Genomic DNA, 25650 nt, shown 5'->3' on the forward strand with positions numbered 1-25650 from the left:
AACCCGCTCTGCAACGGCCGTCCCTAGAACAGTCCGCCCTGCACAGCAGGCACCTCCCGCACCACCAGCCCTTCGCCGCTCGCATCGGCCGCCGCCCGCTCCAGCGGCCACCCCGCCAGCACCCGTGTGTCCACCACGAGCCGCCGCCCGGCCGGCTCGACGAGATGCAGATCGGGCCCGGCCGCCGCGACCACGGTGCCCGCCACCACGGCCCCTTCGGCGAGCCCGCTCACCACGGCGTCCACCCGGTCGATCGCGGCGAGCCCGAACGCCTCCCCGTGATCGACGACCCGGCACGGCAGCCGCTCCAACGACTCGGGCCAGTCCGCGAGCCCTACGGCCACCGCGTGCGCCCGCACCAACTGCTCCCCGCCCCGCCCGTCCGCACCCACCTCCCCACCCGGAAGGCCCGCTCGGACACTCCGCTTGCGCTCGTACGGAATCCGGTCGGGCACCCCGAGCGCCACCCGCAACAACTCCTCGGCCCGCCGGGCCGCCATCAGAGGCCCCCGCCCCAGCCACGTAAAAGCGACCGCACCCTGCTCCAGCAGCCGCGCGCTCCCCCTCCCCACCCCCGTGATCCCCACCTTCACGAGTCCGTCCCCGAACCACGCCAGATACACGTGGTACGGCCGCGGATCATCGGCAACGGTGTCGGCGGCCACCGAGCGCGCCCGGTCGATCCCCGCGCACTCCCCGCACTGCGCCCGCGTCCCCCGCACCGGCACGGCCTCCCGCTCCGGGCACGGCGTCCGCCGTCCCCCGCGCCACACGCCGAGGCACCGCCGCGCCCCACCGACCCGGAAAGCCACCGGCTCCCCGAACCGCACCCCGCTCTCCCGCTCGCCCCCCCCCCCCCCCCCCCCCCCCCCCCNNNNCGCGGGCCCGCCCCCGCCCCACCGCATCCCGGTGCACCACCACGTCATACGCCCAGCATGCCGCGCCCCACTGACAACGGGGCCGACGGCGAATCACTCCTCGGGCACACGAAGAAGCCCCCGGAGGATCTCCGGGGGCTTCTTCTCTGTGTGCACTCGGCAGGATTCGAACCTGCAACCTTCTGATCCGTAGTCAGATGCTCTATCCGTTAAGCTACGAGTGCTTGTCTTTTGTTTTCGTCTCCGCTCTCCGGCCTTTCGGCCCGTTCCCGGCGACAGGAAGAACATTACATGACTGCCGCCGCCATGTGAAATCCGTTAGCCGCACCCGTTGTGACCTGCGGAAACGCTTCCATGAGCGGGAGGAAACGCCGAAGCCCCGGTCCGTGCGGACCGGGGCTTCGGATCTTGCGGCGGAGGCGGAGGGATTTGAACCCTCGATGGGATTTAAGTCCCAAACCGCATTAGCAGTGCGGCGCCATAGACCGGACTAGGCGACGCCTCCAGCACAACCGTGTCGCGCAAGCGCGAACCGGTGCGTGCAGATGATGACACAGCTAAGCGCCGTGTCACCAATCGCCTCCCACGGTACTAGGCGGGCAGGGCGCAGAGCAAAGCCCTCACGCCGGGCGCAACGTCGCGCCGCGTCCCGCGTTAGGCAGGGCATGTTGATGCGACACCTCTCATCCCGTCTGCTGCTCACCGCCGTCGCCTCGGCCGCGGCCCTCACCGCCGTGCCCGCCGCCGCACACGCCGACACCGGCCCGACCCGGATGCCACCGCCCCCGTTCGGCTCCCTCGACGGTGTCGGCGGTGTGGGCGGTATCGGAGGACCCGGCGGCATGGGCGGCCCCGGTGGCCCCGGCGGCTTCGGCGGCGACCACCTGACCGTCTCCGTCAGCGGTTCGGGCGCCGGCCGCGACGGCACGTACGAGCTGGAGTGCGGGCCCGACGGCGGTTCGCACACCGATCCGCGCGCGGCCTGCGGCCGGCTCGACGAGCTCGCGGTCGAAGGTCAGGACCCGTTCGCGCCGGTGCCGAAGGGGGCGTACTGCACGATGCAGTACGGCGGGGACGCCACCGCGCACATCACCGGCACCTGGCACGGACGCACCGTCGATTCCTCGTACAAACTGACCGACGGTTGCGAGATCTCGCGGTGGCGCCGACTGGTCCCCGTGCTGCCTGCGACGGCCCCGTAACCCTGGGTCCACCGGTCACATCGCCGCGACCCGGCGTGCACGGGGTCCGCACATCCTCTACGTGGGCTCCCTCTCATCCGGCGCCGCCGGCGCAACCACTGCCCGTAGACTCCCTCCCGTGACACGCTGCGGGCCGCGAGGCAAGATGGCCCGCACGGTCGGCAAGTCGCGGTGAATCAGGGAGGAAGCGTCGTCGTGAGCAGCAGGCCATCCCGAGGCGCTGCTCGCCTCGCAGCCATACTCGATGCGCTCCCTGATGCGTTGGTGCTGGTCAACACCAATGGGACGGTCGTCAACGCCAACGCCATCGCCCTCGAAGCCTTCGAGGCTCCGGGGACTGCCCTGGTGGGGCGTGGACTGCTCGATCTGCTGCCGGAGTTCGACTCCCGGCTGATCCCCGGATCGATGCGCAGGCCCGACACGCCGACCGACGAGCGCGGACGCACGAAGCCGACGCGGATGATCGCCCGGCGGACCGACGGCAGCGAGTTCCCCGTCGAGGTGACCAGCGCGAACGTCGCCGACGGCGCCCGGGACGTGGTGGATCCGTACGGTGCCGGCGGCGGTTCCTACAGCGGTTCCGAGCTGCTGATGCTCGTCGTCCGCGATCTGTCCGGGACGCTCGACACCGAGGCCGAACTGGCCCGTTCGCAGCGTCAGACCGAGATGATCCTGCGGGCCGCCGCCGAAGGAGTCGTCGGCACCGACACCGACGGGCGGATCGTCCTCGTCAACCCCGCCGCCGCGCAGATCCTCGGATTCCGTGCCAGCGATCTCGGCGGACAGGAACTGCACCCGCTCGTCCTGCACTCCCGGCCCGAGGGCGAGCCGTTCCCCTACGAGGAATCGCCGCTCGCCGACACCCTGCGCTCCGGGCGCAAGCACCGCGTGCGCGGTCAGGTCCTGTGGAACAAGAAGGGCGAAAAGGTGCCCGTCGACATGACGACGGCACCCGTGCGCGACGGTGACCAACTGGTCGGCGCCGTCATGACCTTCACCGACCGGCGCCCCTACGACAAGCTGGTCACCGAGCACGCCGAGGAGCTCGCCCGGCGCGACGAGACGGCCGAGCGGGAGCGCGAGGAGCGCGCCGCCGAGCTGGCGCGGGTCCGCGAGGAACTCAGTGCCGAGCTCGCCACCACCCGCGAAGAGCTGAGCGCCGAACTCGCCGCCGCCCGCGAGGAGCACGCCGAGGAACTCTCCGCCGAGCGGGAGCGGGGCGCCGCGTTCGCCGAGCGGGAGAAGGACCGGTTCGAGGAGCTGGCCGCGCGCCACTCCCAGCTGCTCGCCGTCCTCGGCCAGTCGCTGCGCGGGCCGCTCGACGAACTGCGGCGCGAGCTGGGCCAGCTGGCCGCGGACGACGCCGGACAGCTGTGGCCCGAGGCCAACCAGGTCCTGCACCACCTGTCCGCGGGCTACTCGCGGATCACGACCCTCGTCGACAACGTGCTCGCCTACCAGCTTCTCGACGCGGGCGGTGAACAGCTGGTCCGTACGCCGGTGATGCTGGACGCCGTCGTCGCCGCCGGGGTCGACGGGGCCGTGGAGCTGATCGGGCCGGGCCGCGTCCAGTTCGCCGTGCACGCGCCGCCGATCGAGGCCGAGGTCGACGCGGGACGGCTCGCCACCGCCCTCGCGCACCTGATCGCCGACGTCGCCGGGATCGACGCCACGGGCAACGCCCGCGTTCCCGCCGGTGCCGGATACGTCGACTCGACCGTCGTCGTGGCCGCCGCGCAGCGCGGCGAGAGCGTACGCATCGAGGTGCGCGGCCCGTACGCGGGCGGCGACCCGGTGCACGAGCCGATCGTCCACGGCATCGTGCGGGCGCACGGTGGTGTGCTGCAGACGCACGAGATGCCCGGAATGGGCGGCAGCGCGTACGTGCTCGAGGTGCCCATCGGAAGCGGTGCCGGGGTCGTCGCCGTCCCCGTCGAGCCGTACGCCGATCAGGCCCCCGAGGCCACCCCGAACCTTCCCGAGCAGGCCACCGCGAGCCCGGGTGGCGGGCGGCGCCGGGCCAGGCGGACCGCCGGGCCCTCGGTCGACTCGTTCCTGGACAGCGGACTGCCGGCGGATACCGGGCTTCCGGACAGCGAACAGCCGGACAGCGGACAGCCGGGCAGCGGCCCCTCCGGTGGGACCGGCCGGCGACGCGGTCGGCGCGCCGCCGAGGAACCCGCTGCCTCCGCGGACGTCGCCCCGCAGCCGGAGCTGCCCGCGCCGGCCGCCGGGACCGAGGGCCCTGGCGGCGGTACCGGAAGGCGCCGGGCGCGCTCCGCGGAGACCGGTGCGGCATCCGAGGGCTCCGTACTGACAGCGGCCGAACACGCCGCGGGCTCACCGGCGCTCGGCCAGACAGTGCCGCCGCAGGGCGTTCCCGCACCCACCGGGCGACGCGCCCGGCGCTCGGGCGACTCCGAGCAGGCGGCGCTGCCCGCCCTGCCGTCGGGTTCCGCGCAGGGGACCGAGTCGGGCCACGGCGAGCTGGAGCTGGCCGGTGCCGGTCCCCATGCCGGTACCGGGCAGCCTGCGGGCGGACGCCGGGCGCGCCGCGCCCTCGGTTCCGCACAGGCCTCCGCCGCCACGGACGAAGAGGCGGCACCCCGCGAGGTGTTCGCGCTGCCGCCCGCCCAGGCCGACCGCACATCCGCACCGCCGGCTCCTCAGCCGACCCACGCGGCGGAGCCGCAGGCCGCCCCCGCCGGCGCCGGCGCACAGCAGGGCCCGGCAGACGACGTACGGCAGGACACATCCGGTGCCGTCGACGCCGCGCGGGCCGGTGGCGTCCAGGCTGGCGGCGCCCAGACCGGTGGTGCGCAGGCGCATGCTGCGCGGGCCGTTGGTGCGCAGGCCGGTGGTGCTCAGAGTGGCGGTGCGCAGGGTGGCGGTGCGCAGGGCGCCGGTGCGCAGGGGGGCGGGCAGCCCATGCCGCTGCCGGATGACACGCAGCGGCACGACGCCGCCGCGGGGCACCCGGCCGAGGACCACACGCCGCCGCAGCCGCATCCGGCACAGGGCACGCCCCCGCAGGGCACTCCCCACCCGGCCGCCCTGCCGCCGGAGAACGCGCCGCGGCCGCGTGCCGCGCAGCCGCTGCCCGCCGAGGCTCCGCAGCAGCCGGCCGAGGCTCCGCAGCAGCCGGCCGAGGCTCCCCAGCAGCCGTCCGGGGACACGAACTCGACGCAGGGCCGCGCCTTCAGCGTGCGCACCCTCGGCCAGGGAGTCCCGTTCGGGCGCCAGGCCGCTGATCAGCAGCGGCGGCCGCAGGGAACCGCGCCGACGCAGCAGCCCGCCCGCCCGGGAGCAACGCCTCCGCAGGGCGTGACGCAGGAGGGGCAGACGCAGAGCGGCGGTTCGGGGCGGCGGCGCAGGTTGTCGAACCGACAGGATCCCTCCGACGCCGCCGACACGCAGACTCCGGCGCAGGGCACCGCACAGGGAGCGGCAACCCCGCCGAAGGGCACCCCGCAGACCCCGGCACGGGGGACGGCTCCGGCTCCCGCGCGCGGAGCGGCGCCCGCTGCCCCCCGGGGGGCCACGGCCCGACCGCACCCTCAGCCCCAGCCGCCCCTGCTGTCCCCGAACTCCTCGAACTCCTCGAACTCCTCGGAGGGCCTCGGTCGCTCCTACGCGATCGGCGCCCCCGACCAGGACGCCGACGAGGGCCCCGAGCCGCTGGACGGTCCGGGCGGCGCAGTCGAGATCGCCAACAGGCCGCAGCCGCAGCCCATGGACGACGAGCTGCCCCCCGAGCCCCTGGACAACCCGCGCCGGCTCCTCGTCTGGCCCGCACCGGACGTGACGACGCAGCAGGCACTGAGCGACCGCGGCTACCGGCCGGTGACCGTGCACTCCCGCGAGGAGGTCGACGCGCAGATCGCGGCGTTCCCGGCCGCCCTGTTCGTCGACCCGCTGACCGGGCCGATCACGCGCACCGCGCTGCAGTCGCTGCGGCAGGCCGCCGTCGCGGCCGAGGTGCCGGTCCTGGTGACCGCGGGCCTCGGACAGGCAACGCGCGAGGCCGCGTACGGGGCCGATCCCGCCGTGCTGTTGAAGGCGCTGGCGCCGCGCGACAGCGAGCAGCACCCGTCGCGGGTCCTGCTCATCGAGGAGCACGAGGAGATCGCGCTCGCGCTGACCGCCACGCTGGAGCGGCGCGGGATGCAGGTCGCACGGGCCTCGAGCGACGCGGACGCGGTGACGCTGGCGGCCCAGATGCGGCCGAACCTGGTGGTCATGGATCTGCTCCAGGTACGTCGCCGGCGCGCGGGCATCATCGACTGGCTGCGGGCGAACGGGCAGCTGAACCGCACGCCCCTCGTCGTCTACACGGCCGCCGTCGACCATGCCGATCTGCCGCGGCTCGCCGCGGGGGAGACGGTGCTGTTCCTGGCGGAGCGCTCGACCAGCACCGAGGTGCAGAGCCGGATCGTGGATCTACTGGCGAAGATCGGCACCAACTGACGGGTTCAACTGACGTGTAAGGGCGGCCCTTTGAGGGCCGCCCTTACGCGTCAGTTGTTTCACGTGAAACGCCGCTCCGGGTTCAGAGCTGGGTGACGGCCAGCTCCCCGTCCGCGTACTGCTTGCGCAGCACCTTCTTGTCGAACTTGCCGACGCTGGTCTTCGGCACCGCGGAAATGATGGTCCAGCGCTCGGGCAGCTGCCACTTGGCGACCTTCTCGGCGAGGAACGCGCGCAGCACCTCGAAGTCCGCGCTCGCCCCTTCCTTCAGCACGACCGTGGCGAGCGGCCGCTCGCCCCACTTGTCGTCGGGAACGGCCACGACGGCGGCCTCCGCCACATCGGGGTGCGACATCAGCGCGTTCTCGAGGTCGACGCTGGAGATCCACTCGCCTCCGGACTTGATGACGTCCTTGGCGCGGTCGGTGAGGGTGAGGTAGCCGTCCGGGCTGATCGTGCCGACGTCGCCCGTCTTCAGCCAGCCGTCCTCGCTGAACTTGTCGGCGGGGCGGTGCGGCTGTCCGTCCGTTCCGCCTCCGTAGTACGCGCCCGCGATCCAGTTGCCGCGGACCTCCAGCTCGCCCGCGGACTTCCCGTCCCAGGGCAGGTGCTCGCCGCCGGGGCCGCTCAGCCGTGCCTCGACTCCCGCCGGGAAACGGCCCTGCGTGAGCCGGTACGCGAACTCTTCCTCGCTGTCCGGTTCGACCCCGGCCGGCGGCCGCGAGACCGTGCCGAGCGGCGACGTCTCGGTCATGCCCCAGGCGTGACAGACACGCATGCCCAGGTCGTCGAAGGCCTTCATGAGCGAGGGCGGGCAGGCCGAGCCGCCGATGGTGACCTGGGTGAGCGTGGAGACGTCCCGGGGTCTGGCGGTGAGCTCGGCGAGCAGCCCCTGCCAGATCGTGGGAACGGCGGCGGCATGCGTGGGACGCTCGGACTCGATCATCTGGGCGAGCGGCGCGGGCTGCAGGAAACGGTCCGGCATCAGCATGTTCACGCCGGTCATGAATGTGGCGTGCGGCAGCCCCCAGGCGTTCACATGGAACTGCGGGACCACGACGAGCGAGGTGTCGGAGTCGGTCAGGCCCATGGACTGCGTCATGTTCACCTGCATGGAGTGCAGGTAGATCGAACGGTGCGAGTAGACGACACCCTTCGGGTCCCCCGTGGTGCCGGAGGTGTAGCACATGGCGGCGGCCTGGCGCTCGTCCAGCTCCGGCCAGTCGTACGTCGTCGGCTTCCCGGCGATGAGTTCCTCGTACTCGTGGACCTGGGGCCGGGCGCCTTCGAGCACCGAACGGTCACCGGGTCCGGAGACGACGATGTGCTCGACCGTGGTCAGACCGGGCAGCAGGGGCGCGAGCAGCGGCAGCAGCGAACCGTTGACGACGATCACGCGGTCGGCCGCGTGATTCACGATCCACGTCAGCTGCGCCGCGGGAAGGCGAAGATTGAGGGTGTGCAGGACAGCGCCCATGGCGGGAACGGCGAAGTAGGCCTCGACGTGCTCCGCGTTGTTCCACATCAGCGTCGCCACACGGTCGTCGTCACGGACGCCCAGATCGTCCCTGAGCGCGTGCGCGAGCTGGGCCACGCGGGCACCCGCCTCGGCGAACGTACGGCGGTGCGGCTCGCCCTCTCCCGTCCAGGTGGTGATCAGCGAGGTGCCGTGCACACGCACCCCGTGATGCAGCAGGCGGGTCACAGTCAGCGGTACGTCCTGCATCGTGCTCAGCACGGCGTCCTCCCGGTGGGCGCTACGGAGCAGTAGGTTTCCGCAGATTCTCACCACATACCACGCGGTATGTCACTAGTCACGGGAATGATCGATCACCGCATGTCCCACCGTGTGCCCCACAGGACACGCTGCTCAGCCGCGCGCCGGCACCAGTTCGGGGTCCTGACGGAGCTTGCCGAGCGCCCGCGACACGGCGCTCTTCACGGTGCCGATGGAGACCCCGAGCACCTCGGCCGTCTGGGCCTCGCTCAGGTCCTCGTAGTACCGCAGCACGACCATCGCCCGCTGCCGCGCGGGCAGCTTCGTGATGGCTCGCCACATGGCGTCGTGCAGCGCCTGCTGCTCGGCCGGGTCACCGGTCGCCGGTGTCATCGGCTCCGGCAGCTCGTCGCAGACGAACTCATCGACCTTGCGCTTGCGCCACTGCGAGGTCCGCGTGTTCAGCAGGGCCCGGCGCACATAACCGTCGAGCGCCCGATGGTCCTCGATCCGGTCCCACGCGACATACGTCTTCGTCAGCGCGGTCTGCAACAGGTCCTCGGCGTCGCACGGGTTCGCCGTGAGCGACCGGGCAGTGCGCAGCAACACGGGCTGGCGCGCCCGCACGTACGACGCGAATGACGGGTACGCCGAGTGCGCTGCCTGCGCGGATTGCGCGGAGTGCGTGGCGGAGGCGGCGGAGGCGGAGCGCGTGGTGGCTGCGGGGTGCGCAGCGGGCACGGGGTGCGCCGGGTGTGTCGCCGCGGGGTTACGCGTCACCGGCTTCGATGCGCTGGTGCAGACAGGCGCCAGGGTTGCGGTCATGGCTCCACGCTATGAGCGCCCCCTACTCCTGGGGATCGGCCGGAGGTCCCGAAGCGACCTCCGCCTCAGGTTGTACGAGGGGTGGTATCCCCACCTCCTGAAGGTGGAGGAGGGGGGTGAGGGCTCCTGGGGGTTCAGCCCCGAGAAGCGCGCCCCGAGCACGCGTTCCGAGGGGCGTTCCGAGGGGCCTTCCGAGGATGCGGCCCGGGGGCCGGGTGCCCGCCCGGCCGTCGCCCGGTTCATCCGATACGTGCCACAGGGGCGTGCACCAGGTTCCGGTCGATGACCATGGTGCGGCCGCCGTGCCGTTCCTTCACGTTCCCCGCGTACTGGTGGATCCTGCGCTGCGGATGCCAGGCGTACTTCCAGAGGGCGGGCTCCCGGTACAGATGAGCCTTGGTGTGCCAGCGGGCGAACCACATCACCGACGGCAGGTCCCGCACCCCCGCCCGTCGCGCCGCCTCCATGTGCCGCACCCCTGAATCGGCGCTGCTGTAGAAGCCGGGGACGTAACCGTGTCGCCGTACCTCCCTGTTCCACGCCCGCACGAACGCCAGCGTCGTGTTCGCGCACTTCCGCTTTCGGTAGTTGTAAGCCTCCATGTCCAGGTAGAGCGGGCTGCTCCGCTGAATGTTCAGCGCGCCGGCCCGGCGCACCGCGTCCCTCCCCTCCTGCACCCCCTGCTGCCACGGGTACCGCCCGATCCGCACCTTCTTCTTGTGCCGCGAACCCACGCAGGGCGACTGCGATCCCACGTACACCGGCAACACCCGCCAGCCCATGCCGTCCACCGCCCGCATCCAGCTCGGGTTCAGCACGCGCTGGCTCCGGCAGGCCCGGCCCCGGCCACCGAAGTAGACGCCCACACCCCGGTAGTCGGAACTCCTCCAGCGCCGCATGGTGTTCTGGGACGGCGCCCTGCAGACGTCGAACGCCCGGCCGTGGAAGGTGCGCACCTTGGGGCCCCAGAATGCCCCGGCCACGGAACCTGCCGGCCTGTCCAGCCCGCCAGGCCTGCCCGGCCTGTCCGACCGGTTCGGCTGGTACGGTCCGTCCGCCGCGTTCGTCGTCGCCCCGGCTACCGTCGCCCCGGCTTTCGGCACTGCTGTGGGCAGAACGCCGATCCCGAGGACAAGCGCCACCAGTCCAATGATCATCTTTTGCCGATCCATGGACCGAGTGAAGGCGTCTCCCTGCCGCGCGAGGCGGGGACACGCGCCCGGTTCAGCCGTCCGACCCCAGAATCAGACCCGATGTGGGGACCCCGGTGCCCGCGGTGACCAGAGCCGTGGCCGCGCCGGGTATCTGGTTCACGGCTGTGCCCCGAAGCTGCCGCACCCCTTCCGCTATGCCGTTCATCCCGTGCAGATACGCCTCGCCCAGCTGTCCGCCATGCGTATTGATCGGCAGCCGCTCCTCGGCGACGAAGCCGACCGCTTCACCGGGAGCGCAGAAACCGAACTCCTCCAGCTGCATCAGCACGAACGGCGTGAAGTGGTCATAGAGAATCCCCACGTCTATGTCACCGGGACCGATACCGGCCGTCCGCCACAGCTGCCGGGCCACCACACTCATCTCGGGCAGCCCCGTCAGACCGTCCCGGTAGAAGCTGGTCATCTGCTCCTGCGCCCGCCCGGCGCCCTGAGCCGCCGCGGCGATCACCGCGGGCGGATGCGGCAGATCCCGGGCCCGCTCCACGCTGGTGACGACGATCGCCTGGCCGCCGTCCGTCTCCTGGCAGCAGTCGAGCAGGCGCAGCGGTTCGACGATCCAGCGTGACGCGGCGTGATCGGCGAGGGTGATCGGCTTCCCGTGGAAATACGCGGCCGGGTTCGTCGCCGCGTACTTGCGGTCCACCACCGCGACCTGCCCGAACGCCTCGGGTGTCAGCCCGTACGTGTGCAGATAGCGCTGGGCCGCCATCGCCACCCAGGACGCCGGGGTGAGCAGCCCGAACGGCAGGCTCCAGCCGAGCGCCGCGCCCTCCGCCGAAGGCTCCCGGTGCTGCACCCCCGAGCCGAACCGTCTGCCCGACCGCTCATTGAACGCCCGGTAGCAGACCACCACCTCGGCCACACCGCTCGCCACCGCGAGAGCCGCCTGCTGCACCGTGCCGCACGCCGCGCCTCCTCCGTAGTGCACGCGCGAGAAGAAGGAGAGCTCCCCCATCCCCGCGGCCTGCGCCACGGTGATCTCCGGGCTGGTGTCCATGGTGAAAGTGACCAGCCCGTCGACATCGGCGGGGGACAGGCCCGCGTCGTCGAGCGCGGCCCGGACCGCCTCCACCGCCAGCTTCAACTCGCTGCGCCCGGAGTCCTTGGAGAACTCGGTGGCGCCGACGCCGACGATCGCCGCCCTGCCGCCCAGCCGGTCCCTGCTCCGCACGCTCATGACGTGCTCCCCCCGGCGCGAGGCACGGTGACCGTCACGGAGCCGGTGACATGGCTGCCGATGCCGTTCTTCCCGACGATCTTCACCCGGACCGTGTCGCCCCCTCCCTCGCCCGCGACCTCGGCGACCGTACCCGTCAACACCATCGTGTCCCCTGGGTAGTTGGGTGCCCCCAGACGTATCGCGACCTTTCTCAGCACTGCCGTCGGACCGAAGTGATCGGTGATGTAGCGGCCCACCAGCCCGTTCGTCGTGAGGATGTTCATGAAGATGTCGGGGGAGCCCTTCTGCCGCGCCAGCTCCGCGTCGTGGTGCACGTCCTGGTAGTCGCGGGAGGCGATCGCCCCGGCGACGATCAGGGTCCGGGTGACCGGGATCGCCAGCGGCGGCAGCTCGGCGCCCACCTCCAGCAGGATCTCGCTCTCGCTCATGCGGATTCACCTACGATCAAGTCGCCCAATTCCTCGAGTACTTCGCGGCCGCCGCCGAGGTACCCGTCGAGCTGCCGGCCCCACAAGAAGTGCCGATGAACCGGATGTTCCAGGTCAGCGCCCATCCCGCCGTGCAGATGCTGTCCCGTGTGCACGACGCGGCGGCCGCCCTCGGAAGCCCACCAGGCCGTGGTCAGCGCATGGCTCCGGTACGCGAGCCCCTCGTCGCGACGCCAGGCCGCCTCGTAGGCGGTGACCCGGATGGCCTCGACATCCATATGCGCGTCCGCTGCTCGTAGTTGCACGCCTTGCTTGGCGGCGAGGGGACGTCCGAACTGCTCCCGCTGATTCGTGTACTCCACCGCTCTGGCCAAGGAGCCGGCGCAGACTCCTGCCTGCAGCCCCGCGAACGCCGTCCGTGCCGTCGCCCGCACGTCCTCGTACGCTTCCGGTCCGCCGAGCCGCTCCGCCTCCGCCCCATCGAGCACGAGCCGCCCGGCCGCCCATGGCGCGGTGAGCTCGACCGGCTCCCAGCTCGCACCCGACGTCCGCGTACCCGACGTCTGTGTGTCCGACGTCTGCGTACCCGACATCCGCGTACCCGACGTCCGCGTACCCGGCATCCGCGCGTCCGACGTCCGCGCGTCCGACGTCCGTGTGTCCGACGTCCGCGTACCCGGCATCCGCTTGCCCGGCAGCCCCGTGCCCGGCACCCCTGCATCCGGCACCCCTGCATCCGGCACCCCTGTATCCGGCACTCCCGAAACCGGCACCCTCGAAACCGGCATCCGCACCATCCACAGGCTGTGGGCAACCCCGGCCGCCCGCGCGGGGCCCTCCCGCACCGCCACCACCACATGCGTCGCATCCCGCAGCCAGGGCACCCACGGCACGACCCCGCTCAACCGCGCCCGCCCCGGATCCTCGGCCGCGCTCACCACGATTCCGCCGCGCGCCGGAAAGGCTCCGGTCGCCACGGCCGACCCGTCCCGCAGGCAGGGCAGCAACCGCTCCCGCTGCGCGGCGCTGCCGTGTGCGGCCACCGCGAGCAGGCCGTACGCACAACTCGTCGCGAACGGGACCTGGGCCGTCGTCCTGCCCTGCTCCTCCAGCATCAGCACGAGCCCGAGCAGCCCCGTCTCCTCCACGGCACCGACCAGCCCAGCGTCTATCAGCGCCTTCCACACCTCACTGTCCGTGGCGCCGCCGAGGCCCGTGAGCCGCTCCGGCGTGGAGAGATCGCCGAAGATCTGCGCGGCCAGCTCCCGGGCCGCCGCCTGCTCCGGGGTGGGGGTGAAGTCCATGTCACGCCTCGCCTCCCTCGGAAGCCCGGAAGACAGGCAGCTCCAATTCCTCGTCCACACGCAGGAACTCGAGGCCGACCGGCATCCCGATGCGCACCTTGTCGTAGGGCACCCCGATGACGTTGCTGACGATGCGCACCCCCTCCGCCAGCTCGACCAGCCCCACCGCGTACGGCGGGTCGAAGGCCGGGAAGCGCGGGTGGTGCATGACGACGTAGCTGAACACCGTGCCCTCGCCACTCGCCTGCACCGTGTCCCAGTCCTGGCCGCCGCACGCATTGCACCCCGGCAGCCACGGGAAGCGCAGCGTGTCGCAACCGCGGCAGCGCTGGATGAGCAGCCGGTGCTCCGCGACGCCTTCCCAGAAGCCGGCGTTGTCCCGGTTCACGACAGGGCGTGGGCGGAGCCCCTTCGACGCGCCCGGTGAACCTGGGCCCGGGGGCGCGGACGCCCCGGACCCCCGTGGTACCGGGGCGTACTTCAGGATCCGGAACCGGTGCGTCCCCGCGAGTTCACCGTCGGCCCGGACATCCATGCGTGTCGTGACGAAGTGCCCCGACCCCAGCTTCGTCGTCTTCAGCGGCGACACCGACTCGATGACCGCGTCGAAGCTGATCGCGTCCCCGGGCCGCAGCGGACGCAGATACTCCTGCTCGCAATCGGTCGCGACGACCGAGGTGTACCCGGCGCCGTCCAGCATCGCGAGCAGGTCGTCGTAGGCGCCCGAACGTCCCGCGTACCCGGACAGGCCCGCCATCGTCCACGCCTGCAGCATGGTCGGCGGCGCTATGGCATCCGGCCCCTCGTAGGCGGGATTGGCGTCGCCCATGGCCTCGCACCAGTGCCGGATCATCGCTGCGTTGACCGGGTCCCTGCCCTCGCCCGCCGTGGCCGCGGCGAGCCCCTCGAATGCCTGCAACCCCTCGTACGCCAGCGGCCCCCGATCCGTCCCCGCCGTCGTACTCACCGCTTCCCCCGCTTCATCCCGAGCCGCATCGTCGCCACGATCTCCCGCTGCACCTCGCTCACCCCGCCCCCGAACGTGTTGATCTGCGCCGCCCTGTTCATCCGCTCCAGCTCCCCGTCCCCCACCGCGCGCCCGTCTTCCCCCGACCCTCCGAACGCCCCGGGTGCTCCCCTCCGCAACCACCCGGCCTCACCCGCGATCTGCTGACACATCTGGTACGCCTCGACGGCCGATTCAGTTCCCGCGAACTTCACGCCGCTGGCGTCGCCGGGGGTGAGTCGGCCCGCCCCGACATCCCCCACCAAACGCCAGTTGAGCAGGCGCGTTGCCGCCAGCCGGGCATGCGCCTCGGCCAGCTGGGACCGGACCCACGGGGCGTCAACCCGGCGTTCGCCCGTCACCGGATCGGGCGCGCGGGCAGCCTCGAGAACCCGGGCGTAGAAGTCCTCGGCCTGCATCCCGATCGCGGCGAGCGCCACTCGCTCGTGATTGAGCTGGTTGGTGATCAGCCCCCAGCCGGCGTTCTCCTCGCCGACCAGATGCGAGCCCGGGACGCGGATCCCGTCGTAGTACGTGGCCGTCGTGGTCAGGCCGCCGACCGTCTCGATCGGCGTCCAGGAGAAGCCCGGCGCGTCGGTCGGCACGAGGACGATCGAGATCCCCTGGTGCTTGGGTGCGTCGGGGTCGGTGCGGCAGGCGAGCCAGATCCAGTCGGCGTTCTGCGCGTTCGACGTGAAGACCTTCTGCCCGTCGATCAGCCAGTCGCCGGTGGCGTCGTCCCGCACGGCCCGCGTGCGCAGCGCCGCGAGATCGGTCCCGGCCGACGGCTCGCTGTATCCGATCGCGAAGACCAGGTCACCGCTGAGGATCCGGGGCAGGAAGTACGCCTTCTGCTCCTTGGTCCCGTACCTCATCAACGTAGGGCCGACCGTGTTGAGCGTGACCATGGAGACCGGCGCGCCCGCCCGGTACGCCTCGTCGAAGAACACGAACTGCTCGTCGGAGCCGCGGCCCCGGCCTCCGTACGCGACGGGCCAGCCGAGTCCCAGCAGCCCCTCGGCCCCCATACGACGCAACACACGGCGCTGACCGGCGGCGTCGTCCGCCTCGGGCGGGCCCTCCGGCATCAACGTGCGGAAGAGTTCGCGGAGTTGCACACGGAGCTCACGCTGGCGCTCGGTGGGAGCGAGGTGCACGTGGCGGCCCTCCCGGACCTCGTACGGCAAGGATTTCTGACTGTCCGTCAGATACTGCGAGGTGTCAAGAGAGCGGCCCCACCGCCCGACGCCGTCCGGCGATCTACCGCTTCACCACCCGACACCCGCCCGTGAACCTGCCGCTCCACCACCCGACACCCGCCCGTGAACCTGCCGCTCCACCACCCGACACCCGCCCGTGAACCTGCCGCTCACACGCCTGCGCGGCGGCGCCGAAGCACCGCCGCGCAGACTTTCACGCACCCCGCGGAAGACCCCCGTCGCGCAGGGGCCGCGGGCTCACCAGAGCTCGTTGAAGTTCACGACGAGGTTCTCGTTGGTCTGGTCGATCGCCGTGAAGGCGGAGCCGTTCACCTGGGCGCTGTTGTTCTGGTTCGAGGCACCGTTGCCGACCGCCTGCTGCTGCGTGGTGGACGAGTTGCCGAAGTTGTCATGTCCGACTCCGCTGCCGTTGACCGTTGCCACCCCTGCGTTCGATCCGTTGTCCGCGAAGGAGCCGTTGTCCGCGATCGCCACCCCGGAGAACAGCGCCGCGGCGAGGGGCAGGGCGGCGACGGCGGCGATGACGCGGGCAGTACGGATGGAAGCCATGTTTCCTCCAGAAGGCAGTACACCGGGGCAGAGACGCATGTCCGGTGCCCGGGAAGTACGGGTTTTTCCGGGGCAGTTGGCCGACCGCCTCGGCGATGTTGACGACGTCGCGAGACCAGAGTTGCCCACCGAATCCCCGGCGAACCACCCCGGAAGCCACCATTCGCCCTCAAGCGTGAGGACTTGTCGATAAACCTGCTTCAAGCCCACAGAACGCCAACTCGGCCCGAACGTGACGGTTCCGGGCGATCACGCCCCAGTCCCTCCAAGCGATGAAGCGTTTCGGCACATTTTTAGTAAATAGGCACCTCGCATGGCCCACTCCTCTTCCTTACTTCGAACGTCTGTACGAAAATGGGGTCATGGCCACCACCGATCGGCACCCGCCACAATCCGTTCCGACCTCATCCCTGGCGACCCTGGCCCTCGCGCACGCCCTGTCCGCCGCCGCGCGCGGGTTCGCCGTCATCCCGCTCTCCCGCACCAAGCTGCCGGCCCTGCCCTCACCGCACCGCGACGATCCCCCGACGGCCCCGCGCTGCCACGGCGAATGCGGTCTCCCCGGCCATGGCGTGTACGACGCGACGGCCGATCCGCGCCGCGTGCGCGCGCTCTTCGCCGCCGCTCCCCGGGCGACCGGATACGGGATCGCCTGCGGCCTTCCCCCGCACCACCTCATCGGCGTCGACCTGGACACCAAGACCGGTACGAACTCCTCCGCTTCACTGCGTGAACTGGCCTTACGGCATCTGTTCACGATCCCCGACACCGTGGTCGTGGCCACCCCCAGCGGCGGTCGGCACCTGTGGCTCGCCGGTCCGCCGCACGTGGTGGTGCCCAACTCCGCGGGCCGCCTCGCCCCCGGCATCGACATCCGCGGCGCCGGCGGCTACCTCGTGGGCCCCGGCTCCCGCACGGAGCACGGCGTCTACGCCACGGTGCCCGGCACCGCCAACCTGGCCCCCGCGCCCTGCCCACCGGCGCTCCTCCAGCTGCTCACGCCCCCACCGCGCACACACCACCCCGACTCCACCCGGTCCGGTCAACACGGGGCGGGTCTCGTGCAGTTCGTACTCGGCGCCCATGAAGGGCAACGCAACACCCGCCTCTTCTGGGCAGCATGCCGCGCCTACGAAAGCGGCCTCGGAAGCACCCTCACGGACGCCCTGGTGGACGCCGCTACCCGCACCGGCCTGACGGAACGGGAGGCCCGCTCGACGATCGCCTCCGCGGGCCGCCTCACATCGGGACCGTAAAAAATGCCCCACATACAGGTGCCCCACAACGCCGAGGGCCCACCGCCCCGCATACAGATGCCCCGCACCGCCGGAGGCGGACCTGCCCGCATACGGAGACGTGAACGGCCCCGACCGGAAGCCCGGTCGGGGCCGTTCACCTACGCGGTGGGTGTGGGATTTGAACCCACGGTGACTCGCGCCACGACGGTTTTCAAGACCGTTCCCTTAGGCCGCTCGGGCAACCCACCCCGCGCCCTGAAAGCCGTACGACGGCGATCCGGTGGCGCGGGACCAGCGTAGCGGGTCCGGAAACGGGGTCCGTCAGCTGTCGCCCTTGCGCTCGCCCAGGGTCACGTCGGTGGTGCGCTCCTTGCCGTCGCGCGTGTAGGTGAGCTTCACGGTGTCGCCCGGCGAGTGCGTCCAGATCTGGCCGATCAGGGTCGGACCGGAGTCGATCACCGAGTCGTCCAGCTTCGTGATGACGTCGCCGGGCTTCAGGCCGGCCTTGTCCGCGGGGCCGTTCGCCGTGACCGCCGCGGAGCCGCTCGCACCCTGCTCGGTGATCTTCGCGCCGCCCGTGCCCTCTTCCAGGGACACCGAGGCACCGATCACCGGGTAGACCGGCTGGCCGGTCTTGATGAGCTCCTGGGCGACCATCTTGGCCTGGTTGATCGGGATGGCGAAGCCGAGGCCGATCGAACCGGCCTGGCCCGAGCCGCCGCCCATGCCGCCGCTGGAGGCGGACTGGATGGCCGAGTTGATGCCGATCACGTTGCCGTTCCCGTCGAGGAGCGGTCCGCCGGAGTTGCCCGGGTTGATCGACGCGTCGGTCTGCAGGGCGCTCATGTACGAGGCCTTGCTGCTGCCGGTGCCGTCGCTGGAGGCGACCGGGCGGTCCTTCGCCGAGATGATGCCCGTGGTCACCGTGTTCGACAGGCCGAAGGGCGCGCCGATCGCGATGGTCGAGTCACCGACGGCGACCTTGTCGGAGTTGCCGAGCACGAGGGGCTTGAGGTCGTCCGGCGCGTTCTTCAGCTTGATGACCGCGACGTCGTAGCCCTGCGCGTGGCCGATCACCTCGGCGTCGTACTTCTTACCGTTGGAGAACGTCGCCGAAAGCTTGCCGCCGTCGACGGCCTCCGCCACCACGTGGTTGTTGGTGAGGATGTGGCCTTCCTTGTCGTACACGAAGCCGGTACCGGTGCCGCCCTCGCCGTTGTTGCCCTCGGCCTCGATGGTGACCGTGCTGGGCAGCGCCTTGGCGGCCACGTTCGCGACGGTGCCCGGGTCGCGCTTGAGGTCGGCGGGGTTGGAGGCGGAGACCGTCGTCGAACCGGTGCTCGAGTTCTCGCCCCGCTCCGCGGCCCAGTAGCCGACGCCACCGCCGACGGCGCCCGCGATCAGGGCGGCCGCGATGACTCCGGCGAGCAGCCCACGGCGCCGGCCGCCCGGCTTGGGCTGCGGCGGTTCGTAGGAAGCGCCCCACGACCCACCGCCGCCACCGCCACCGCCCGCGTACGACGGGACCACCGGCGGCGGAGGGGGCCAGTCCCCGACGGGCGCGGGCCCGGCAGGACCGGTGGCACCGGCAGCCGCCTCCGGTGCGTACCCGCCGCCCTCGGAGCCCGCGGGCGGGGGCCCGGCCGGTGTCTGTGCGGGAGCAGCGGGAGCGTCCACCGGCACGGGAGGTGCGGACGGGGCCGGGGGGACCGCAGTGCCCTCGTTCTCGGTGCTCACAGCTTTCTCTCCTCGATCCACGGCTGTTTTCGCCGGTCCGGGCCGGGTGGGCGCTCGATCGTCCTTGAGCGCCGTTCGGTCTCTGCAGCGGCGCTTGGCCGACCGCTGTCACCCGCCGTTCCGGCATGGTCCTGTCACGGTCCAGTGTGTGCAGTTGTACGTGGTCAGCTTTTCCCACAAGGCGTCAGGGCACCATAAGGCGTTCCTGTGCGTCCGCCGCCATCCTTTATGCCGGGCGAAACGGACGCATCCGCTAGGCCGAACTTTCTCGGTGCCCGGCCGCGCGGTGGCACCATGACGCGGTGACCCACGCACGACAGAAGCGCATCCAGGTCGTCGCCCACCGCGGTGCCTCGCAGGACGCCCCCGAGCACACATTGGCCGCATACAAGAAGGCGATCGAGGACGGTGCCGATGCCCTCGAGTGCGATGTGCGGCTTACGGCGGACGGCCATCTCGTCTGCGTGCACGACCGCCGTGTCAACCGTACGTCGAACGGGCGCGGAGCGGTCTCGGCCCTGGAGCTGGCGGATCTTGCCGCTCTCGACTTCGGCTCCTGGAAGGACCTCTCGGGCTCCTGGAAGGACCAGGAAGAAGGGCCCGACTGGGCGGGAGCCTCGGCCGAGACGTCCGTCCTGACGCTGGAGCGTCTCCTCGAGCTGGTCGCCGACGCCGGCCGCCGTGTCGAGCTGGCCATCGAGACCAAACACCCCACACGGTGGGCGGGCCAGGTGGAAGAGCGGCTGCTGATGCTGCTCAAGCGATTCGGCTTGGAAGCACCGCCTCCGGACGAGCCTTCACAGGTACGCGTCATGAGTTTTTCGGCCCGTTCCTTGTTGCGCGTCCAGGAGGCGTCGCCGACACTGCCGACCGTCTATTTGATGCAGTTCGTCTCGCCCCGTCATCGCGAGGGGCGCCTCCCCGAAGGGGTGCGCATCGCGGGCCCCGGCATCCGGATCGTGCGCAACCATCCCGCGTACATCGAGAAGCTCACGCGCGCGGGTCACCAGGTTCACGTCTGGACGGTGAACGATCCGGAGGACGTCGACCTCTGTGTCCGGCTCGGTGTCGACGCGATCATCACGAACCGGCCCGCGGCGGTCCTGCGTCACCTCGGCAGGGACTGATTTCCGGCCACCTTCGCTCCCTTTCATCACAGGGAGTGCTCCGGCGCGTTCGTTGCGTGTTCGATCGTCTCGAGTGCGTCACCAGGGGCTGATTGGCCGGTTTCCGGTCCAGTCCATTGGGGCATCCACACCGTGGCGTGGGGCAAAGGAGGTCTCGGGGGTGGCGTTGGTGGTGGCACAGGAGGTGCCCGCGTCGTCGAGCATGGCCGTTCCCCATGGCCCTGCGGGCGTGGGCGCAGCACGACACAGGATGCGTGATCAGCTGCGTTGCCGCGGGGTGTCGGACTCGGTCGTCGACGATGCGGTTCTGATCCTTTCCGAGCTGCTCAGCAATGCCTGCCGGCACGGCAGACCGCTGGGCGACGACATGGCGGGCGACGGGGACGTAAGAGTCGCGTGGCGAGTGGATGACCTGGGATGTCTCACCGTCGAGGTGACGGACGGCGGCGGGCCCACCCGCCCGGTTCCGGCCACCCCCTCGGTGACCGCGCGCGGCGGCCGCGGTCTCAACATCATCACGGCGCTGGCCGACGACTGGGGCGTACGCGACGACGCGCGCGGAGAGGTCACCGTCTGGGTGGTCGTGCACAAGGACGTGCATGCGGAGGCGGCGGCACACCGCCGTGACGACTTCGCGGCCCGCATCACCTCACCGCCCGCCGCGGAGCTGGTGGGGCTCGATTTCGCGGACGCCTTCGACGAGCTGGGCTGAGCACTGTCGCGGTGGGGGCGCCCGAACCGAATCCCACCCTTGTCAGTACGAGCGGCTAGGCTCGCGCCCGTACGTACGAGAGCCGTATCCGGGAGACGTCCAAGATGGCCAAGAAGCGCCCGCAGACCAAGGGCAAGCCGCAAGTCACCAGTGGAGAGATCCCGGTCGTCGGTGCCCGTGAGCGCTGCCCCTGCGGCAGCGGCCGCCGGTACAAGGCCTGCCACGGCCGGGACGCCGCCCACGCGGTGACCGAGCTGGTGCAGCGCCCCTTCGAGGGCCTGCCGGGCGAGGGTGACTGGGTCGCGCTGCGCGAGCTGGTGCCCGCGGCGACGGTCGAGCTGCCTCTCAAGGAGAAGCTGCCCGAGGGCGTCCCGTCGGTGACCCTCGCGACCGTGCTGCCGATGGCGTGGCCGGCCCTGCGCCGTGACGACGGCACGGTCCTGCTCGGCCTGCAGAACGACACGTCGTCGGGTGACATCAGCCGCGACCTGGCCGACACCCTGCAGCGCGCGCTGACCGCCGAGCCGGGCAGCCCGGTGCAGGCCCGCCGAGCGCCCGCCGACGGCCCGCGTCTGCAGGACCTCCTCGACGCGGACGGCACTTTCGAGCCGGTCGTGCACACGGGCTTCGAGTTCTGGGTGCCGGACTCGGAGAACGCGTCGGGTGAGGTCGCCGCCTCACTGGAGCGGGCCAATGCCGCGGCCATCCCGACCGTGAAGCTCACCGGTGTCGACAGCGCCTACTGGTGCGAGACCCCGGAGAAGAACCACCTTCGCTGGGTCATGCCGCACCCGGAGGAGAAGCTCCTCGACGCGCTCGCGCGGCTGCACGCGGCGGGCACGTCCTCGCTCGGCGAGGGCACGCGTCTCGTCGGTTCGTTCCGGGCGCACGGTCTGACGGTTCCCGTGTGGGACCTGCCGAGCGCGGTGAAGGCGGAGGACGTCGAGAAGCCGGCCGCCGAGTTCGCCGAGCGGCTCGCCGCCGCGCTCGCCACGGACGCGCCGCTGACCGCGGACGAGCGTCGCGCGCGTGGGGGGCTCACCAACCGACAGGTGACGCTCAGCTGAAGCCGTACCGGAGCGGGTGACTCCGGTCACAACTCCCGGTAGTTGCAGGTAAATCCATGTCCGAATAGAAGAGATCGAATTTGCTAACTGCCGATCTCTTGTTACCGTTCAAGTAGCCCGGTTGCTGGTGCATCCCCCGTCGCCAGCAACCGGGCGCTTTCATGTCCGCGTCCGCCCGACGCCGCTCAACGCCCGTACGCAGGCGCGGAGTTGCTCCCCGACCGGAGCAGCAGCGGCCCGTCGCCGTGCGCCGCGTACTCCGCCACCGCGGCGTACCGAGCGGGCTCCGCCCGGGTCCGTCCGCGCGGTGTCTCACACATACCCGGCTCGTCCTCGGCGCCCACCACGCAGGTGATCTGCACGGTGCGTCCGCCGGGCGCCATCAGGGTCAGTACGGCGCTCAGCCCTCCGCCCGTCGTGTTGCGGTAGTAGGTACGCGCCCAGGTGTCCCGCTCCTGCCGCAGGACACAGGTCTGCGCCTCGATCCCTTCGGGAGAGGTGAGTTGAGGGCCGCACTGGGCGGCAGCGGCCAGCCCCAGGCCGGTCAGCAGGGAGGAGGACGGGCGATCAGCCGCGGCGCCGGACTTCTCGTCCGCGGTGCCGTCGGCCGGGACGCTCGCGGCGCCGTCCGTCCGGTCGTCACCCTTTTCGGCCGTGCCCGCCGGCGCGGCCTCCGTCTTCGATGCGGACTTCTTCGATGCGGAGGTCTTAGGTGCGGACGTCTTAGGTGCGGACGTCTTAGATGCGGACTGCCGACCTGGTTCGTCGCTCACGGGGCCCGCGGACGCGCCCGCCAACGGCAGCGCGGCGGTGAGTACGACCCCGGAGACAAGACCGAGCAGTCGAAGGCGCGAAGGGGGCCTGGGCCTCCCCTGCTCGAGCCCGTTCGGAACCGTGGGGGGAGGGGGCGCGGCAGGCATGCGCCGAAGATATCGGCGCACGCCCGTCACGGTGGCTCGCCGCGCGCCGCATACCGCTACAACTCGGGCGCGCTCACACCCGTACGAGTGAGCGCGTCCACGACCGCGTCGACCACGGCCTCCACATCGGGTGTCCAGGGAGCCGCCGAACCCGGCAGCGGCGCGCGCTCCCAGCGGACCTGCCCCGCGCCCGTGGCGGACGGCGGCAGAGCGAGGTAGCCGCCCTCGCCGTGGAACCGCAGCGAGCCGGGGACGAAGTCCTGCGCGTACAGAAGCTCGCCGAGCTGCTCCATGGAGTACGGCGCCACGAGGATCGCGAGCCGCTCCGGGGTGGCGATGACCGGGCCGAGCCGGACATCGGCACGGTCGAGCGCGGCGAGCGCGCGGGCGCCCGCGACAGCAGGAAGGCTCACGGCGCAGGGTGCGCGCCCCCCGGACGCCCCGGACGAGGCACCAGTAGCGAGCACGACCGGTGCTCCGGGCCGGTTGGTCCACCACCAGCGGATCATGCGCTCATCGGTCGTCGCCGCGAGCAGTCCCGGGTCGAAGGGGTGGGCGCCGGGCACTGTGCACTCCGGGTCGGGGCAGGCACAGCGGACTCCGTCGCGGCGTCCCGCCGCCGCGAGCGCTATGCCGGGCAGAACCGGCCACTGCCACGATGTCGCGTACGTGAGGGCCGCGCTGATCAGGTCAGACTTCCCGCTGTCACGCCTGGACAGGAGCCTGCGTCGCCTTCCGAGGATCTCGCGCATGAGCGCTCGTTCCTTTCCGTTGACCGAAGAGAACGCTGTGGGCCACATCACACCATGTGTCGAACAGTCACTGTGCGTACGAGCTGGAGCGCTTGACCTCAGCCTGTGCTGCCGGCCTGAGGCAGGGGTAACCCCTATAGTCCGAGCGCCTGCCGTGTCCTTTAAAAGCCTGGCGTGGGGTGGCGGCGCCTGGCGTTTGCCGTCCCGCGTATTTCTCGTCGCCTCCCCCACGGGAGGATGGGGCACGGTCGTCGATGGTTAAGACGCCCGGGTCCGTCACCAGGTTCCGGGTTGATCCCAACTGCCCCTGGTCTTCACCGAGTACGTACCCACCGCGGCCGCTATGACGCTCCGTCGAACAATGCCAGTCGACCTCAATACACCGTTCACCGAGTCGGTTTTCGGCCATCTTGGAACGATCTGGATGGCTGCAGGGCGGCCGGGGGAGAACAGAGATCGCATTACCGCAAAAACCACTTGAACACCACAGACACCAGGAATCCCAGCAGGACAATGCTGGACATCCCCTCTCCAGTGCGTGTACATGTGGAGACATTGCTGGCGACGCAGAATGACATGGGGGTTTGCGATGCTATCGAGCAATACGCGCCGGTCGGAAAGCCGGAAGCCATGACAACCCCACGTCTGCCGAAAGTGGCCGGAATCGATTCCCCTCCTGGACAGGTTCCCCCTCCCGCCCACACTGTCGCGCCCGCGCCCGCGGCTTCACCGGCCCCTCCCGCACCGGCCGCCCCGGGAGCCGTGATCCAGGACAGACTCGCCGGCTGGGTCTCCGACCTCACGACACTGCACGAACTCACGGAACGGCTGGCCCGCACAGCGGCACTGGAAGAAGCACTGCACGAACTCCTGCGCGCCGGAGCCGCCCTGGTGGGCGCCCGGCGCGGTCTCGTCGTCCTGGAGCCGGGCGACGGGCTCGGCCCCGACACCACCGTCGGCCTCGGCCTGTCCCGCCCCGACCTCGGCCACATCGAGACCGTCCCGCGCGGCGCGACGTCGTACGGGCGCATCCTCGACGGTTTCAGCACCGAGGACGAGACCCGCGCCGACCTGTTCGCCGAGGACGGGCTCGACCCGCGCCACCGCGAGGTCGCCGCCCGCCTCGGCTACGCGGCGAGCTACGCGCTGCCCCTCGCCACCGACGACGCGGGCCGGCTCGGCGCCGCGGTCTGGTTCTACGACGAGCCGGCCGCGCCCGTCGAACGCCAGCGCCACCTCATCGGCCTGTACGCGCGCTACGCCACCGAGCACCTGGCCCGCCTGCTCGAACTGGAGCGCACGCGCGCGTGGTCGCGCACGGTCGCCGACGAACTGCTGCCCGCGCGGCTGCCCCGCGTCGCGGGCGTACAGCTCGCCGTGCGCCATCGCAGCGGACCGCGCGGCGGCGGCGACTGGTACGACGCGCTGCCGCTGCCCGAAGGAGCACTCGGCCTCGCGGTCGGCTCCGTCACCGGATCCGGCGCCAGCGCGCTCGCCGCGATGGGCCGGCTGCGCGCCTCGCTGCGCGCGTACGCGGTGATGGAGGGCGAGGACCCCGTCGCGGTCCTGTCCGATCTGGAGCTGCTGCTCCGGCTGACCGAGCCTGCGCGCAGCGCGACCGCTCTCTTCGCCTACTGCGAGCCCGCGCTACGCAAGATCGTTCTCGCGGGCGCGGGGCACAGCCCGCCCCTGGTGATCGGCGAGCGGCGGACGGAGTTCGCGGAGACGACGCTCTCCGCGCCACTGGGGATGCTCGCCTGCTGGGAGGCGCCGAGCGTGGAGATCGCGCCGGACCCGGGCGAGACCGTGCTGCTGTACACGGACGGTCTCCTGCACCGCACCGGCGACCCCATGGACCGTGCTTTCGCCCGGCTGCACGCGGCCGCGGCGGGCGTCCCCAAGGCGCTGCGCGAGGACCCGGGCGCGATCGCCGACCATGTGCTGCACGCGATGCTCCCCGAGGGCCTCGACGCCGTCGACAGCGACGAGGACGTCGTGCTGCTCGCGGCCCGCTTCGCGTAGCCGCCACCGCACTCCGGGTAAGAGGCCCTCCGGCCCTGGACCCCCTTCCGTACGCTCGTACGATGGAGGGGGTCCACTGCCATAT

Annotated in this window: 20 protein-coding genes, 3 tRNA genes and 2 pseudogenes; 7 read left to right on the forward strand and 18 right to left on the reverse strand. The window is 71.4% G+C overall.

The genetic code is table 11. The features are described 5' to 3' along the window. Positions 1 to 23 precede the first annotated feature (23 nt). The 3 genes from ABD366_RS19685 to ABD366_RS19695 form a co-directional block, all read right to left on the reverse strand. Positions 24 to 905, reverse strand: a complete 882-nt coding sequence (locus ABD366_RS19685; protein ID WP_344442273.1) for a DUF2797 domain-containing protein — start codon at positions 903 to 905, stop codon at positions 24 to 26. Between the two features lie 124 nt (positions 906 to 1029). Continuing rightward, a tRNA-Arg gene (locus tag ABD366_RS19690) sits at positions 1030 to 1102 on the reverse strand. A 190-nt stretch (positions 1103 to 1292) separates the two neighbouring features. Beyond that, positions 1293 to 1383: transfer RNA gene (locus ABD366_RS19695), tRNA-Ser, on the reverse strand. A 166-nt stretch (positions 1384 to 1549) separates the two neighbouring features. On the opposite strand from ABD366_RS19695, the gene ABD366_RS19700 reads away from it, so the two are divergent. Together ABD366_RS19700 and ABD366_RS19705 are read left to right on the forward strand one after the other, a co-directional pair. Then, positions 1550 to 2080, forward strand: coding sequence for an SSI family serine proteinase inhibitor (locus ABD366_RS19700; protein ID WP_411293747.1), 531 nt, complete (start codon positions 1550 to 1552; stop codon positions 2078 to 2080). A gap of 195 nt (positions 2081 to 2275) precedes the next feature. Next, positions 2276 to 6547 (forward strand): PAS domain-containing protein, encoded by a 4272-nt coding sequence (locus ABD366_RS19705; protein WP_344442176.1) that lies wholly within the window; start codon positions 2276 to 2278, stop codon positions 6545 to 6547. Between the two features lie 82 nt (positions 6548 to 6629). Here the strand turns inward: ABD366_RS19705 and ABD366_RS19710 are convergent, their stop codons facing one another. The 11 genes and pseudogenes from ABD366_RS19710 to ABD366_RS19750 form a co-directional block, all read right to left on the reverse strand. Continuing rightward, positions 6630 to 8285, reverse strand: a complete 1656-nt coding sequence (locus ABD366_RS19710; protein WP_324774839.1) for a long-chain fatty acid--CoA ligase — start codon at positions 8283 to 8285, stop codon at positions 6630 to 6632. A 132-nt stretch (positions 8286 to 8417) separates the two neighbouring features. Then, positions 8418 to 9089, reverse strand: a complete 672-nt coding sequence (locus ABD366_RS19715; protein WP_324774837.1) for a SigE family RNA polymerase sigma factor — start codon at positions 9087 to 9089, stop codon at positions 8418 to 8420. 239 nt (positions 9090 to 9328) lie between these two features. Beyond that, positions 9329 to 10072, reverse strand: a complete 744-nt coding sequence (locus tag ABD366_RS19720) for a DUF1906 domain-containing protein (protein ID WP_324774835.1) — start codon at positions 10070 to 10072, stop codon at positions 9329 to 9331. A gap of 241 nt (positions 10073 to 10313) precedes the next feature. Further along, positions 10314 to 11480, reverse strand: coding sequence for a lipid-transfer protein (locus ABD366_RS19725; RefSeq protein WP_324774833.1), 1167 nt, complete (start codon positions 11478 to 11480; stop codon positions 10314 to 10316). Then, on the reverse strand, positions 11477 to 11911 hold the full coding sequence (locus tag ABD366_RS19730) for a MaoC family dehydratase (protein WP_411293865.1): 435 nt from the start codon (positions 11909 to 11911) through the stop codon (positions 11477 to 11479). Before ABD366_RS19730 ends, ABD366_RS19725 begins: the two co-directional genes overlap by 4 nt. Then, positions 11908 to 12699, reverse strand: a complete 792-nt coding sequence (locus tag ABD366_RS43480; protein WP_425576966.1) for an acyl-CoA dehydrogenase family protein — start codon at positions 12697 to 12699, stop codon at positions 11908 to 11910. The genes ABD366_RS19730 and ABD366_RS43480 overlap by 4 nt, the downstream gene beginning before the upstream one ends. Continuing rightward, a pseudogene (locus ABD366_RS43485) lies at positions 12636 to 12779 on the reverse strand (hypothetical protein); the annotation flags it as partial. The gene ABD366_RS43480 and the pseudogene ABD366_RS43485, both read right to left, overlap by 64 nt. Positions 12780 to 12954: 175 nt before the next feature. Beyond that, positions 12955 to 13215 (reverse strand): annotated as a pseudogene (locus ABD366_RS43490) (acyl-CoA dehydrogenase family protein); the annotation flags it as partial. Between the two features lies 1 nt (position 13216). After that, complete coding sequence (locus ABD366_RS19740; RefSeq protein ID WP_324774829.1) at positions 13217 to 14182, reverse strand: bifunctional MaoC family dehydratase N-terminal/OB-fold nucleic acid binding domain-containing protein; 966 nt, start codon at positions 14180 to 14182, stop codon at positions 13217 to 13219. Next, a complete protein-coding gene (locus ABD366_RS19745) occupies positions 14179 to 15378 on the reverse strand; it encodes an acyl-CoA dehydrogenase family protein (RefSeq protein ID WP_324774851.1) in 1200 nt (399 codons plus the stop codon). The genes ABD366_RS19740 and ABD366_RS19745 overlap by 4 nt, the downstream gene beginning before the upstream one ends. A 300-nt stretch (positions 15379 to 15678) precedes the next feature. Beyond that, entirely contained in the window at positions 15679 to 15990 is a 312-nt protein-coding gene (locus tag ABD366_RS19750) for a hypothetical protein (RefSeq protein WP_324774826.1), read from the reverse strand. Positions 15991 to 16352: 362 nt separating this feature from the next. Here ABD366_RS19750 and ABD366_RS19755 point away from each other — a divergent pair, with 362 nt between their 5' ends. Beyond that, positions 16353 to 17246: a bifunctional DNA primase/polymerase gene (locus ABD366_RS19755; protein WP_324774824.1), complete on the forward strand. Its 894-nt coding sequence runs from the start codon at positions 16353 to 16355 to the stop codon at positions 17244 to 17246. Positions 17247 to 17391: 145 nt separating this feature from the next. Here the strand turns inward: ABD366_RS19755 and ABD366_RS19760 are convergent. Together ABD366_RS19760 and ABD366_RS19765 are read right to left on the reverse strand one after the other, a co-directional pair. Further along, a tRNA-Ser gene (locus ABD366_RS19760) sits at positions 17392 to 17476 on the reverse strand. A 73-nt stretch (positions 17477 to 17549) separates the two neighbouring features. Then, the gene (locus ABD366_RS19765; RefSeq protein WP_324774822.1) at positions 17550 to 18965 is read right to left on the reverse strand and encodes a S1C family serine protease; all 1416 of its coding nucleotides are present in this window, start codon (positions 18963 to 18965) and stop codon (positions 17550 to 17552) included. A 302-nt stretch (positions 18966 to 19267) separates the two neighbouring features. Between ABD366_RS19765 and ABD366_RS19770 the strand changes: the two genes are divergently transcribed. From ABD366_RS19770 to ABD366_RS19780, 3 genes are all read left to right on the forward strand, one after another. Then, the gene (locus tag ABD366_RS19770) at positions 19268 to 20092 is read left to right on the forward strand and encodes a glycerophosphodiester phosphodiesterase (RefSeq protein WP_324774820.1); all 825 of its coding nucleotides are present in this window, start codon (positions 19268 to 19270) and stop codon (positions 20090 to 20092) included. A 160-nt stretch (positions 20093 to 20252) separates the two neighbouring features. Further along, positions 20253 to 20804 carry an ATP-binding protein gene (locus ABD366_RS19775; RefSeq protein WP_411293864.1) on the forward strand — a complete coding sequence of 184 codons (552 nt, stop codon included), beginning with the start codon at positions 20253 to 20255 and terminating at the stop codon, positions 20802 to 20804. 104 nt (positions 20805 to 20908) lie between these two features. Next, positions 20909 to 21871 carry a DUF5926 family protein gene (locus tag ABD366_RS19780; RefSeq protein ID WP_324774816.1) on the forward strand — a complete coding sequence of 321 codons (963 nt, stop codon included), beginning with the start codon at positions 20909 to 20911 and terminating at the stop codon, positions 21869 to 21871. A gap of 185 nt (positions 21872 to 22056) precedes the next feature. Here ABD366_RS19780 and ABD366_RS19785 read toward each other — a convergent pair whose 3' ends face one another. Then, positions 22057 to 22644 carry a hypothetical protein gene (locus ABD366_RS19785; RefSeq protein ID WP_324774814.1) on the reverse strand — a complete coding sequence of 196 codons (588 nt, stop codon included), beginning with the start codon at positions 22642 to 22644 and terminating at the stop codon, positions 22057 to 22059. A gap of 203 nt (positions 22645 to 22847) precedes the next feature. Beyond that, the gene (locus ABD366_RS19790; protein WP_324774812.1) at positions 22848 to 23543 is read right to left on the reverse strand and encodes a bifunctional DNA primase/polymerase; all 696 of its coding nucleotides are present in this window, start codon (positions 23541 to 23543) and stop codon (positions 22848 to 22850) included. Between the two features lie 513 nt (positions 23544 to 24056). Here ABD366_RS19790 and ABD366_RS19795 point away from each other — a divergent pair. Further along, complete coding sequence (locus tag ABD366_RS19795) at positions 24057 to 25565, forward strand: PP2C family protein-serine/threonine phosphatase (RefSeq protein WP_324774810.1); 1509 nt, start codon at positions 24057 to 24059, stop codon at positions 25563 to 25565. Positions 25566 to 25650: the final 85 nt, after the last annotated feature.

Source organism: Streptomyces kunmingensis (assembly GCF_039533535.1).
Taxonomy (GTDB): domain Bacteria; phylum Actinomycetota; class Actinomycetes; order Streptomycetales; family Streptomycetaceae; genus Streptomyces; species Streptomyces kunmingensis.